The sequence below is a fragment of the Vibrio genomosp. F6 genome, from assembly GCF_005146325.1.
Taxonomy (GTDB): domain Bacteria; phylum Pseudomonadota; class Gammaproteobacteria; order Enterobacterales; family Vibrionaceae; genus Vibrio; species Vibrio cortegadensis.
Genome location: NZ_SYUT01000042.1, coordinates 147,050 through 160,824, shown reverse-complemented (window position 1 = coordinate 160,824; position 13,775 = coordinate 147,050). Strand labels below are relative to the sequence as shown.

The window sequence follows — 13,775 nt, the reverse complement described above, 5'->3', positions numbered from 1 at the left end:
AGCTGTCGTGCGGCAGCAGCGACACCGACTTTCTCTGCTAACTTAAGCGCTTCGGCTTTAAATTCAGGAGCATGTTTGATTCGTGTTTTCTTAGTTGTCATTGTTCACCTCGTTAGTGATTGTACTCACTTAACTCAGTGTCCAAAACTTCTGGTGCGGATCACAGGCAGATCGACATGCTGCTTGGGCAATGTATATAGAGTTGGATACTAGGATCGCAACAAAGACTTTACAAAACGGTAAGACCGACAGTGCGTTGGAAAGCCTTGCCTCACTATTTTCCATTCATCGTTGTATCGCGAAAGAACATGGACCTAATTGTCGGAATTACTTTGCACTGGTCAATAACGTTCTAGAGGCCGAACTTAGGACCTTTACAAGCAAATGGCATGCAATATCACATGACATTGACGATGCACTTTTTCGTCCAGAGCTTGAGGCGGTGCAAGGAAAACTTACCGAACTCAAAGATAAACTGCACGAGATATCAGATTGAAAAAATCTGTCCACAAATGTTTCGGTTCATGCTGACCGGACGTTATCGCGGCTGGAACAGTTCTATTTGATCGCCAGATTCTATGTTGACCAACAACTTTGAGAAGGAGGTCAATATGAGAAAGTTAGCTTCGGGAAAATGCAGTGGCATTAAAAGACCATTCAAGCTGGAAGAGATTTGGCGAATTAGAGCTAGGCTAGAGCTTGAAAACGATTTAATGCAGCTGCACTATTAAACCTAGCTATTGATAGCAAGTTAAGGGCGAGTGATCTGCTAAAGCTGCATGTATATGATGTTTCCTCGCAAGGAGTGATCTATGAGAAGGTTCAATGCATTCAGCAAAAGACAGGTACTGATGTGCATTACGAAATTACTCCGAGAACACAACAGAGTATCAGTCGGTGGGTCTACTCAGCGCACCTAGAGGCAAATAGTTTTCTATTTCCAAGTTGTCGTCGTAAAGGCCAACCCATCAGCTACTCCTTTTATCGTACGATTATCAGAAACTGGGCCGCAAAGCTTGGTTTGAATGCAGATTATTACGGCACGCACTCTATGCGCCGTACTAAAGCTACTCTGATCTAGCTAGAACGAAAAATATAAGGGCGGTGCAAATCATACTTGGCCATTCGAAACTAGATAACACTATTCGATACCTAGGCGTTGAACTGGAAGACGCTCTGAGGCTCTCAGAGCAAACTGACTGCTAGAAGGACTGATACAGGTTTTTCATACCTCTGAGAAGCCTGTGTTCCTTTTTAAGTTATACCTAATTAATCCACCGTCTTGCCGAGCCGTGATTTGACATACTTTTTCTCATTCTAAAAGAGGATATGATATTGGTGGCACTTCAATGGCTATTTCAAATCAGCATAACTAATAATTTCAATTTCCAGTTGGTATCGGCAGTATATGATTACACAAATAAACCTTAGTAACGTAGCAAGTTATCAAAATGCAACAATTCTCAACACAGATAAAAAAGTAAACATCATTTATGGCTTAAATGGCACTGGTAAAAGTACATTCTCCAACTACTTTTATGCACCAGACACCCCTAAATACAAAGACTGTTCTAACACAAACGATGGATGTAAGGTTCTTGTTTATAATCAGAAGTTTATCCGAGATAACTTTTATTCCAAAGATTCTATTAATGGTATTTTTAGCCTATCCAAAGAGAACAAAGAAGCCAAGGAAAATGTAGAGCAGCTTGGGAAAGATATCGATCAACTGAGTGAAAAAAGCAAGGGCTACCAAGCGGACATTAACAAAGAAAGTGAAGCTTTGAAGAAAGCGACAGATACGGCAGAAAAAAAGGCCTGGGAAATAAAGACGAACTACTCTGGTGGTGATCGCGTTCTGAAATTTTGCCTTGATCGGTTAATGGGGAACAAAACAGTTCTGTTCAATCATCTTGTTTCTGTCCCTTTGCCAGCCGTTAAACCAATTAAAACGATTGAACAGCTTAAAGAGGAAGTTGCTGCAATTGATGGTGATAAAGCCACTACTTACACCGTCTTACCTAAGATTTCATTGTCAGAGCTTTTGCCAGAGGAATTAGAACTACTCAAAGAAATAGTGATTGGTAATGAAGATAGCCCAATCGCAAAACTGATTAATCAGTTGAAAAATTCTGATTGGGTTAGTCATGGTTTACAGTACCTTGATGAGATTGAAGATGAAACTTGTCCGTTTTGCCAGTCTAAGACGATAACGCCTGAGTTAATCGCACAGATCAAAGACTACTTTGATGAGACATATGAAGAAAGTAAGCAGAACATAAGCAAAATACTTACCAAATACCAAAAGATAGTTGATTCTCTTACTGATTTAGACACCTACAAGACATCGCCTTTTCTGCCGATTCCCTTGCCGAAATGACAGAGTCTCATGCGTCAATTGCTAGAATATTAAAGTCTAATTTACTCAAAGTTCAACAAAAAGAGCAAACACCAAGCCTGAAAGTAGAGTTTGAAGAGCTTTGCGACCATGTTACCTCATTTAATAAACATGTAGATGCAGTGAATGACAGCATTGGTATCCACAACCAAAAAATTGCGAATTCAGCGCAAGAATTGAAACGCATTAAAGACGAGTTTTGGAAAATTATTCGTTGGGAACACGATCAGACGATAAAGACTTATGAAGCAAGTAAAGCGGATTACAGCGAGAAAACGACCAAGTTAATAGAAGACAAGAAAGCTGTTGATGTAGAGATTACCACTCTCGAAGTTGAACGAACAGCGAAGCAAAAAGAAACAATTAACATTGAAGAATCTATTGAAAATATCAATAAGGGGCTGATTGATATTGGTATTACTGATTTTCATATTGAGAAGCACGAAGAAGACCTATATCGCCTTGTAAGGACTGGAACAGAGGGACCTATCTTCTTGTCGTTATCTGAGGGCGAAAAGATGATTATTAGCTTTTTGTACTTCCGAGAATTGTTTAAAGGTAAACAAACGGCTGATGAGGCACACGTTAAAAAGATTGCGGTAATTGACGATCCAGTTTCAAGCTTGTCTCATATCTTTGTTTACAATATCGGACAACTAATTAAAAACGATTTCTTCAATGGTGATGAGGCTGAGCAAGTTTTTGTTCTCACGCATAGTCTTTACTTTTTTTATGAACTTGTTGATTCAAATCACAAGCGAAGAAAAGAAAACCAATCTCTGTATCGGTTATCTAAAAATACGAAAGGTACAACGATTGAAACGATGAAGTATGAAGAAATACAGAATGACTATCAATCTTACTGGTCTGTTATTAATGACAAGGATCAACCAGCTGCTTTGATTGCAAACTGTATGAGGAACGTAGTTGAATACTTCTTCAACTTTGTGCAGAAATCAGACTTGAGTAACGTAATGCAAAAACACGAACTTCAAGACGTGAAGTATCAAGCTTTCATTCGATATATAAACCGAGAATCACACTCACTTGGTCAGAATATTATTGATTTTAAAGAGTTTGATTATGGGGCGTTTAGAGAAGGTTTGAGGTTACTATTCGAAATCACGGGTTATCCTGAACACCATCAAAAAATGTCTCAGATATAGATACGTTAAATAGTGATCTTAACAATTGAAAATAGACAGTGAATTAAGCGATTTTCAATACATAAAGTAATTTGCGAATTACTAATTTAGTAAAATCGCGATCACGGAACTGTCCAAACTTGTGCTAGACCGAACGGTCTGAAATTTGTGATCGGTCTGAAATTTGTAAACAGTTAGGAATTTGTCGTGCTCCAATTCACCGAGTGTTTTTTAATTCACAGTGAATACCTTTGGCACGAATGAGCCACAAAATTTAGACAAAGCTTGTTTCAAAGCCTTATTGGTTGGGCTTATGGATTAGCGACTCGCAATAAAAAATCAGACAAACCGAAGTTTGTCTGATTTTTAAATACACCAAGCTCAGATCTCACCCAAACTAGGCACTTTGTCTAAAATTAGAATACTTTGTCTAAAATTAGAATACTTTGTCTAAAATTAGAATACTTTGTCTAAAATTAGAATACTCTGGGACACTTGTTTTTTAATCTTCGTAGTTGTCGATACTTGGGCAGCTACAAATTAAGTTACGGTCGCCATATACGTTATCGACGCGATTCACGGTTGGCCAGTATTTCGCATCTTTCGCTGCATTTGATGGGAAGCAAGCCAGTTCACGTGAGTATGGGTGATCCCACTCTACAGACATTAGATCCGCTTGAGTATGAGGTGCATTCACCAGTGGGTTATTGTCTAGTGGCCACTCGCCATTTTTCACTGCTGCCATCTCTTCACGAATCGCAATCATCGCTTCACAGAAACGGTTTAGCTCTTCTAAATCTTCCGATTCAGTTGGCTCAACCATCAAAGTACCCGCAACAGGGAACGACATAGTTGGCGCGTGGAAACCGTAATCCATTAGACGTTTTGCAATGTCTTCTTCGCTAATGCCTGTCTCTTCTTTAAGTGGACGAATATCGATAATGCATTCGTGAGCAACACGGCCGTTTGTACCGCGGTAAAGAACAGGGTAGTGAGGACGTAAACGTTCCATCACGTAGTTAGCATTTAGAATGGCGACTTTCGTTGCGTCCGTTAGGCCCGGTTCACCCATCATTGCAATGTATGCCCAAGAGATAGGAAGAATAGAAGCACTGCCTAAATCGGCTGCGGATACGGCATAGTCGCTGCCTTCAACGCCATTTTCGATATGACCAGGAAGGAAAGGAGCTAGGTGAGATTTAACACCGATTGGACCCATACCTGGGCCGCCGCCACCATGTGGAATACAGAACGTTTTGTGTAAGTTAAGGTGCGAAACATCAGAGCCGATGAAGCCCGGGCTAGTTAGACCCACTTGAGCGTTCATGTTCGCGCCATCAAGGTAAACTTGGCCGCCAGCTTCGTGAACCATTTCACATACTTCTTTCACTTGTTCTTCGTACACACCGTGTGTAGAAGGGTAGGTGATCATGATGCTTGCTAGGTTGTCTCTGTGCTTTTCGATTTTAGCAGCCAAATCAGCCATGTCGATGTTGCCATCTTCATCACACTTAGTTACAACAACTTTCATTGAAACCATAGATGCCGTTGCAGGGTTCGTACCGTGTGCAGAGCTTGGGATCAAACATACATTACGATGACCTTCGCCACGGCTTGCGTGGTAACGTTGAATCGCGATTAAACCTGCGTATTCACCTGAAGCACCTGAGTTAGGTTGCAGTGAGAAATCATCATAGCCAGTGATTTCACATAGCTTCTCTTTAAGATCTTTTGCGAGTGCCGTGTAACCTGCTGCTTGCTCTAATGGAGCGAATGGGTGGATTGAACCGAACTCAGGCCATGTTACCGGAATCATTTCCGCAGCGGCATTAAGCTTCATCGTACAGCTGCCTAGTGGAATCATACCGTGAGTCAGCGAGAAGTCTTTGTTCTCAAGCTTTTTCAGGTAACGCATCATCTGTGTTTCACTATGGTGAGTGTTAAACACTGGGTGCGTTAGGTACTTAGATTCACGACGACAGCTTTGTGGAATCGCTGCAAATTCATTGTTTGAAATTTCAGTTGAAAGCGCATTGACGTCTTCATCTACACCGAAAATGGCAAACAAATCTTGGATATCAGCGGTTGTTGTTGTTTCATCGATACTTACGCCTAATTGATTCTCAAGTTTGCGTAGGTTGATATCTGCTTGTTGTGCTTTATTAAACAGTGAAGTCGTGTTGTCGCCACTGTTTGGCGTATTAGTGTTAATAGTGATGGTGTCGAAGAAGCTGTTGTGAGCCAGTTCGTATCCAGATTTTGTTAAACCTGCCGCTAGAATTGCTGTTAGGTGGTGAGTGCGGCGAGCGATAGTGCGTAAGCCTTCTGCGCCATGATAAACCGCATAGAATGAAGCCATGTTTGCCAGCAGAGCTTGAGCAGTACAGATGTTTGATGTCGCTTTCTCGCGGCGGATATGTTGCTCACGAGTTTGCATTGCCATACGCAGTGCTTGGTTGCCTTTTGTATCGATAGAAACACCGATAACACGACCTGGCATAGTACGTTTGTGTTTTTCACGAGTAGCCATGAATGCCGCGTGAGGGCCACCGTAACCCATAGGTACACCGAAGCGTTGAGCAGAACCGATAACGACATCCGCGCCCATTTCACCCGCAGGTTTTAGAAGAGCAGAAGCCAGAAGGTCTGTCGCAACCGTCACGACGATTTTGTTTGCTTGAGCGGCAGAGATGATGTCGGTTAAATCGCGAACTTCACCTGTTGTACCTGGGTATTGAACCAAGGCACCAAATACGTCTTGCTCTGCGAGTGTTTCAAGTGCGCCAACCATCACTTCAAAGCCGATGAACTCAGCACGAGTTTTTACAACTTCTAGTGTTTGTGGGTGAACATCGTCTGCTACGAAGAAGACTTTGCTCTTACTTTTGCCTGCACGTTTACATAGCGTCATCGCTTCGCCTGCGGCTGTTGCTTCATCAAGCAGAGAGGCGTTTGCGATGTCCATGCCTGTTAAATCCATTACCATTTGTTGGTAATTAAGCAGCGCTTCTAGGCGACCTTGAGATATTTCAGGTTGGTAAGGTGTGTACGCAGTGTACCAGCCTGGATTTTCCAGAACGTTACGCAGAATAACGTTAGGAGTAAATGTGTTGTAGTAACCTTGGCCAATGAAAGTGCGTTTGATTTGGTTTTGATTGGCAAACTGCTTCAATGTGACGAGCATGTCATATTCGCTTTGAGGCGCGGCAAGGGACATTGGTTTTTCTAGACGAATTTGAGCAGGAACTGTTTCATCGATAAGTGATTCAAGGCTTGTGGCGTTGATCATATCTAACATTTTTTGCTGATCTGATTTGTTCGGGCCGTTATGGCGGGCAACAAATTCGTTTTGAGTACCTAAGTCGGTAAGCAATTGGCTATGTGGCTGAGTCATGGCAATAATCTTCTCTTGGCTGGTCAAACAAATATTTCACACTCAATCTTTAGAAATGCGATTAAGAGAACGACTCTTAAACGTTCCTTGTATCTAAAGTATGCGTTCCTAAAATTAAGCTGCCCTCGAAAGAGCAGCTTTGATAGAGCGGTTACTCTTTAATATGTTGCGCTAATTAATCTTCTTCAATGCTAGCAAGGTACTCTTCCGCACCTTTTAGATTGTCTAGTTCAGATGCATCAGCAAGCTTCACTTTAACAATCCAACCCCCTTCATAAGACTCTTCGTTGATTAGCTCTGGGCTGTCTTCAAGTTCTTCGTTGATTTCAACAATTTCACCAGTAACAGGTGCGTAGATGTCCGACGCCGCTTTTACAGATTCAACAAGTGAAAAGCTTTCACCTGCTTCAACTTCGTCACCTTCTTCTGGCAGGTCTACGAATACTACGTCACCTAGCATTTCTTGAGCGTGCTCTGAAATACCAATAGTTACAGTACCGTCACCGTTGTCTTTTACCCATTCGTGGCTTTCTGCAAACTTCAGTGTGTTGTCCATTGCTAATCTCCAAAAAAGTTATGTTCGGATTTATATCCAGTTAGTCATTAAATTTAAATGTATTAACGGTATAGAGGGAATCGGTTACAGAGCTCTTTCACTTGTTTGCGAACGCGCTGTTCTACTTCTGCGTTACCTTCAGGGTGTTCTACAAGTCCATCCAGAACGTCACCAATCCACTCTCCGATGAGTTTGAATTCTTCACTGCCGAAACCACGGCTAGTGCCAGCTGGTGTACCCAATCGGATGCCAGATGTAATCATAGGTTTTTCTGTATCGAATGGAATTCCATTTTTGTTACATGTGATCCCTGCACGTTCTAAAGCTTCTTCTGTCTTGTTGCCTTTTAAGCCTTTAGGGCGAAGGTCAACCAGCATTAGGTGTGTGTCAGTTCCGCCAGTCACGATGTCACAACCGCGAGTTTGCAACACTTCAGCAAGAACTTTTGCGTTCTCGATCACTGAATCGATATATGTGCTGAACTCAGGACCAAGGGCTTCACCAAATGCGACGGCTTTCGATGCGATAACGTGCATCAGTGGGCCACCTTGAAGGCCAGGGAATACCGCTGAGTTGATTTTTTTGTTGATGTCTTCGTGGTTAGTCAGAATCATACCGCCACGAGGGCCACGCAGTGTTTTGTGTGTTGTTGTGGTTACAACGTGAGCGTGTGGTAGTGGGCTAGGGTGTGCGCCTGTTGCGATAAGGCCTGCAATGTGTGCCATATCGACCATCAAAATTGCGCCTACTTCATCGGCAATTTCACGGAATTTAGCAAAATCGATAACGCGTGGAATCGCAGAACCACCCGCAATGATCATCTTAGGTTGATGCTCTTTAGCCAGTTCAAGAACGGCATCGTAATCGATTTCTAATGTCTCTTTATCTACGCCGTATTGAACCGCGTTGAACCACTTACCAGAAAGAGCAGGGCGAGCACCATGAGTTAAGTGGCCGCCAGCATCCAGAGACATTCCTAAGATAGTGTCTCCAGGTGTGAGTAACGCAAGTTTTACTGCACCATTGGCTTGTGCGCCAGAGTGAGGTTGAACGTTTGCGTATTCACAATTAAAAAGTTTTTTCGCACGTTCGATAGCGATAGCTTCAACAGTATCTACATGTTCGCAACCACCGTAATAACGACGACCAGGATAACCTTCAGCATATTTGTTGGTTAAACATGTGCCTTGAGCTTGCATAACGGCTTTAGAAACAATGTTTTCTGAAGCGATTAATTCGATCTGTTCATTTTGGCGAGCATTTTCAGCTTGGATTCCCGCAAAAACAGCGTCGTCTGTAGCAGCAAGGTTCGTTGAGAAAAAACTTTCTAAGCTGTGATTCTGATAAGTGTTATTCATTGTAGATGACCTTCCAAATTAGCTGATGAACTTGAATTATTGTTGTTCGTTCATCTGGTCTTTCGTATGTGTCTGCATTGGTTGTAACGTAAAGTGTAGGGCCATTGCAGTGCGAATATAGTGTCCCAAATGGGTAAAAATCAGCTTGGTGTAAATGTTAATAAGTCAATTTATCCAAACTTGAAATAGCATCTCTTCATCTAACAAGTCGATAACATAACTTTCGTTGCGCCAATAATCAATCAAAAATTTCCTATAGGAAACAGAGTTTCTGTTTTTGCTACAGGGAGCACGCTTTATTTGCCTGTATGCCCTTTAATCAATAAAGAGCTTCGTGCAACAATGATAATTAGACAGGAAGCACTAAAATATAGAGGGAAATATGTCGGAAGATATCTATGACGAATACCCGTCCCTGACCTTGGCGAAGGAATCCCAAGATCAAAATATAGAACCATTAAAATTGGGACAACGAATTAAAGAGGTTCGTAGCAAGTTAGGTATAACATTAGAAGAGGCCAGTCAGCGTACAGGTTTAGCGCGTTCAACCTTGAGCAAAATTGAAAATGAACAGATTTCGCCTACGTTTCAGGCGATGCAAAAATTGGCTCTTGGTTTACAAATAGATATGCCTCAACTATTTGAACCACCAAGGAAAAAGGTGGCAACAGGGCGTCGCGATATTACCAAGTCAGGTTTAGGTAAATCACACCCTACGCCGACATATGAACATGAACTGCTTGCGACGCAACTTTCTAATAAAAAAATGATGCCGTTCAAGAGTCGTGTTCATGCCCGTTCGTTTGATGAATATGGGGACTGGGTTCGACACGATGGGGAAGAGTTCCTGCTTATTCTTTCTGGCAATGTGATGTTTTATTCTGAGTTTTATGAACCTGTCGAATTAAGTGAAGGGGACAGCGTTTATTACGACGCAAATATGGGGCATATGTTGATCTCTACGAGTGATGAAGATGCGCATATTTTGTGGGTAACAGCAAAGTAATTCGATAAAAGGTGAATTTTCTTATAGTGGATGCAACCGTTTGCTTTTGTCTGTATCTAGCTGAAATAGATACTGTTTTAATGCTTGGAAGTGATTTTATCTCGCTTTCAGGCTGAATTTTGAATGTAATAAAACTGTTAAATGTCACATTTTTAGCTGTTTTAATCTTGTTAAAGGTGTAAAAACAGCCATGCTTGTTTACTATAGTGAACATAGTTTACTTAAGAGAAACTTTTGATTGATGAGGCTGGCAAGCGTCAAACTCATTATTCATTTTTTCATCACTTGCTGATTAGGCTGCGCTCAAGAGAAGTTCGGCTTAGTTAAGATCACAAGCTACATACTCGAATTTGCTGGGTCTGGCTTAATGGAGAAATAAAATGACTCAAGAAAACGTTAATCAAGAAATGCTGAAAACCCCTTTACACGCTTTGCACGTAGAAGTTGGCGCGAAAATGGTGCCGTTTGCTGGCTATGATATGCCAGTGCAATACCCGCTTGGCGTGAAGAAAGAGCATTTACATTGTCGTGATGCTGCGGGTCTGTTTGATGTTTCTCATATGGGTCAACTTCGTCTCCATGGTGCGAACGCAGCAAAAGTTCTTGAGTCTTTGGTTCCAGTGGACATTATTGATTTGCCATCAGGTAAGCAGCGTTACGCGTTCTTTACTAATGAGCAAGGCGGTATTATGGATGATTTGATGGTGGCTAACCTTGGCGATCACCTATTCGTTGTTGTTAATGCCGCGTGCAAAGCACAAGATATCGACCACCTGATTGCTCACCTCCCAACGGATGTTGAGCTTGAAGTGATTGACGATCGTGCGCTACTTGCGCTGCAAGGGCCAAAAGCCGCAGAAGTGCTTGCTCGTTTTCAACCAGCTGTCGCTGATATGCTGTTCATGGATGTGCAAAAATTAGACATTGATGGCGTGGAATGCATCGTGAGCCGCAGTGGTTACACGGGTGAAGATGGCTATGAAATTTCGGTTCCTAATGATCATGCAGATGCTCTCGCTCGTAAATTAACAGCGGAAACTGAAGTTGAATGGATTGGTCTTGGTGCGCGTGATTCTCTACGTTTAGAGTGTGGTCTTTGCCTATACGGTCACGATTTAGATACGACTACCACACCTGTTGAAGCAAGCTTGCTTTGGGGTATTCAAAAGGTTCGTCGTACTGATGGCGAACGTGCTGGTGGTTTCCCTGGTGCCGATATTATTCTGGATCAGCTGATCACGAAAGATGTGAAGCGTAAGCGTGTTGGTCTGGTTGGTCAAACGAAAGCGCCTGTGCGTGAAGGCGCTGAACTATTTGATGCGGAAGGCAATCAAGTGGGTGTCGTAACCAGCGGAACGGCAGGGCCGAATGCGGGTAAACCTGTATCAATGGCTTATGTACGCACAGATTTAGCGGTGATTGGGACTGAAATTTTTGCTGACGTTCGTGGTAAAAAACTCCCAATGACAGTAGAAAAAATGCCATTCGTTCCACAACGTTACTACCGTGGCTAAAAGCTAAAAGCTAAAAGCTAAAAGCTAAAAGCTAAAAGCAAGGCATTCGCTTGTTAGAATTCGAAATGCTCTAAGCAACAAATAGAAAAGAACTCAGCGATGGCTGGGTTCTTTTGGTTTAGGGTAAACGTTTAGGCGCTACGCTATTTCAATCCGAGTCGCTTCATTAATCGATGCAGGTTCCCGGGGTTAAGTCCAAGCTGTTTGGCTGTCGCACTGAGGTTTTGTTCGTTTTCTAAATAGGCGTGCTGAATAAACTGAGTTTGAAACTGCTCTGTCGCGCGTTTTAGCTCTAAGTCTTGTAAATGCTCAAAGTTGTGCAGGTTAGTAAGATCGTTGTCAGAGTGAGATTGCTGCCCATTGGAACTACTGGCATTTAGGTGAGTGTCAATATCCAATAACCTGTCTGGTTCATTACTCATTTGGAAGTGATGGGGTTGCAGTGTGAGGTGAGCACTATTTGATTCTGCTCTTGCTAAAACCGCCGCGCGATTGATTGCATGTTCTAGCTCACGAACATTACCTAACCAGCGGCTTTGCAGCAAAAGCGCAAGTACTGGAGCGGAAAGGTTGATACTGGCAATATTCAGTTTATGTTGGCAGCGTTCTGCAAAAAAGCCAGCAAGTAAAATGACATCTTTATCGCGCTTGCGAAGTGGTGGAACGAATATTGGGAAAACGCTCAATCGGTGGTATAAATCGGCTCTGAACTGACCTGTTTTTACCTCTTCATGCATGATCCGGTTAGTCGCGGCAACAATGCGAACATCAACTTTGATGTGGCTGTCATCACCGACACGCTGTATATCCCCATATTGCAAAGCGCGATTAGCTTAAAAACGAAGTGGCGACCAGATGGTAAAGCGATGCGAATTTGCCGTGAACATGGACAACAAATTGCCAAACAGTGGGCATTACATGATTTAGCCGCCGTTCCATTGAATGCTGAAACCAAATCCAATTCAGGTTTAGCTGCCGCAGAGCTACCTGCATCTAATAAGACCGTCAATACAAGCGTTGAAAACACGGTTGAGCATATTGACCCGAAATCTAACGATGCACACGGTGATGACTGCCAATGCATGATTTGTACGGTGTGTAACTGGGTATATGACCCAGCCATTGGCGAAGTGAATCAGGGTGTTGAGCCAGGAACCGCGTGGGATGCCGTTCCAGATTACTTCCTTTGCCCTGAGTGTAATTTAGGCAAAGATGTCTTTGTTCCTCACCAACGTTCCGAGGTCGCATAATGACAGCTCCGATAACCATTATTGGCAGTGGTTTTGCTGCTTATCAACTGGTGAAGTCGATCCGTCGCCAAGATAATAGTGTCTCAATTCGCGTGATCACTGCCGATGATGGACATGATTATAATAAGCCGGATTTAAGCCATGTATTTTCTAAACAGCAGCAAGTTAGTGATGTCATCACATTGAAATCGGAAGCGTTCGCACAGCAGTATCATGTTGAGCTTCTAACCAATCATCAGGTGACATCTGTTGATGCTGAAGCGCAAACTGTGACTTCCAATGAGAAAAAATACAGTTATTCGTCGCTGGTTTTCGCGACGGGAGCAACACCATTTGTCCCTTCTTTTGCTGGAAGCATCAATAACCGAATTATGACGTTGAATAGCTTGAAGGAATTTGAGCGCTACCAAGCAGACATAACAACCTCTAAGCATATGCTGTTAATTGGTGGCGGCTTGATTGGAGTTGAATTAGCACTAGATTTGGCGAATTCAGGTAAAAAAGTGACTTTGGTCGAACCTAATACGACCTTAATGCAAAACCTGTTACCTGAGTATGTTGCGGACAAATTGACTCAAGCATTAAAGCGCAATCAAATTGTTGTTCATACAGAAGTCACGGTTACTGAACTTAATGAGCGTGAGGAAATAATCACAGCGCAACTAAATGATGGCAGTAAGGTTGAAGCTGACAGTGTGATGGTTTGTGCTGGCTTAACACCCAACGTTGCCTTGGCTGAAAAGAGTGGATTAGCTGTAAATCGCGGGATCTGTGTCAATACGCAGTTACAAACCTCAGCCGAACATTTATGCATTAGGTGATTGTGCTGAGCTTGATGGTCAGGTTAGGGCGTATTTACAGCCGACATTGATGAGTGCAACGGCGCTAGCGAAAACATTGCTTGGTAGTCCTAGTGCTGTGAATTTACCGTCGATGATGATTAAAGTGAAAACGCCGAGTTACCCCATTCAAGTTGCAGGTATTACCGATAGTAAACAAGTCACCCGCTGGAATATGGACATTGATGCTACGGGGATCATCGCAAAAGCCTTTGATGAAAAGGAAACGCTAATAGGTTTTGTTGTGACTGAACAGAAGGTAACACAAGCCTTTACCCTATTAAGAGCTTTATAAGATAAAAGACGGCATCATAA

At 42.6% G+C, this 13,775-nt stretch carries 7 protein-coding genes and 4 pseudogenes; 7 read left to right on the top strand and 4 right to left on the bottom strand.

The window, feature by feature from the left end:
- Positions 1-611: 611 nt before the first annotated feature.
- From FCV43_RS16130 to FCV43_RS20790, 3 genes and pseudogenes are all read left to right on the top strand, one after another.
- Positions 612-1,206: pseudogene (locus tag FCV43_RS16130) on the top strand (tyrosine-type recombinase/integrase).
- Positions 1,207-1,408: 202 nt separating this feature from the next.
- Positions 1,409-2,380 (top strand): AAA family ATPase, encoded by a 972-nt coding sequence (locus FCV43_RS20795; RefSeq protein ID WP_276607073.1) that lies wholly within the window; start codon positions 1,409-1,411, stop codon positions 2,378-2,380.
- Positions 2,377-3,564, top strand: a complete 1,188-nt coding sequence (locus FCV43_RS20790; RefSeq protein WP_276607072.1) for an AAA family ATPase — start codon at positions 2,377-2,379, stop codon at positions 3,562-3,564. The genes FCV43_RS20795 and FCV43_RS20790 overlap by 4 nt, the downstream gene beginning before the upstream one ends.
- Positions 3,565-4,045: 481 nt before the next feature.
- Here FCV43_RS20790 and gcvP read toward each other — a convergent pair whose 3' ends face one another.
- From gcvP to FCV43_RS16110, 3 genes are all read right to left on the bottom strand, one after another.
- Positions 4,046-6,937, bottom strand: a complete 2,892-nt coding sequence (gcvP, locus tag FCV43_RS16120) for an aminomethyl-transferring glycine dehydrogenase (protein WP_136995764.1) — start codon at positions 6,935-6,937, stop codon at positions 4,046-4,048.
- 175 nt (positions 6,938-7,112) lie between these two features.
- Complete coding sequence (gene gcvH / locus FCV43_RS16115; protein ID WP_113797783.1) at positions 7,113-7,493, bottom strand: glycine cleavage system protein GcvH; 381 nt, start codon at positions 7,491-7,493, stop codon at positions 7,113-7,115.
- A gap of 62 nt (positions 7,494-7,555) precedes the next feature.
- Complete coding sequence (locus tag FCV43_RS16110; protein WP_017053429.1) at positions 7,556-8,851, bottom strand: serine hydroxymethyltransferase; 1,296 nt, start codon at positions 8,849-8,851, stop codon at positions 7,556-7,558.
- Positions 8,852-9,233: 382 nt separating this feature from the next.
- On the opposite strand from FCV43_RS16110, the gene FCV43_RS16105 reads away from it, so the two are divergent.
- Both FCV43_RS16105 and gcvT read left to right on the top strand, forming a co-directional pair.
- Positions 9,234-9,857 carry a helix-turn-helix domain-containing protein gene (locus FCV43_RS16105; RefSeq protein WP_113797785.1) on the top strand — a complete coding sequence of 208 codons (624 nt, stop codon included), beginning with the start codon at positions 9,234-9,236 and terminating at the stop codon, positions 9,855-9,857.
- Positions 9,858-10,237: 380 nt separating this feature from the next.
- The gene (gcvT, locus tag FCV43_RS16100) at positions 10,238-11,371 is read left to right on the top strand and encodes a glycine cleavage system aminomethyltransferase GcvT (protein WP_017053427.1); all 1,134 of its coding nucleotides are present in this window, start codon (positions 10,238-10,240) and stop codon (positions 11,369-11,371) included.
- Between the two features lie 143 nt (positions 11,372-11,514).
- On the opposite strand, the pseudogene FCV43_RS16095 reads toward gcvT, so the two are convergent.
- Positions 11,515-12,198, bottom strand: a pseudogene (locus tag FCV43_RS16095) (sigma 54-interacting transcriptional regulator); the annotation flags it as partial.
- Between the two features lie 231 nt (positions 12,199-12,429).
- Between FCV43_RS16095 and FCV43_RS20865 the strand changes: the two are divergent.
- A pseudogene (locus FCV43_RS20865) lies at positions 12,430-12,621 on the top strand (rubredoxin); the annotation flags it as partial.
- Positions 12,621-13,755 (top strand): annotated as a pseudogene (gene norW, locus FCV43_RS16085) (NADH:flavorubredoxin reductase NorW). The pseudogenes FCV43_RS20865 and norW, both read left to right, overlap by 1 nt.
- The last annotated feature ends 20 nt before the right edge of the window (positions 13,756-13,775 follow it).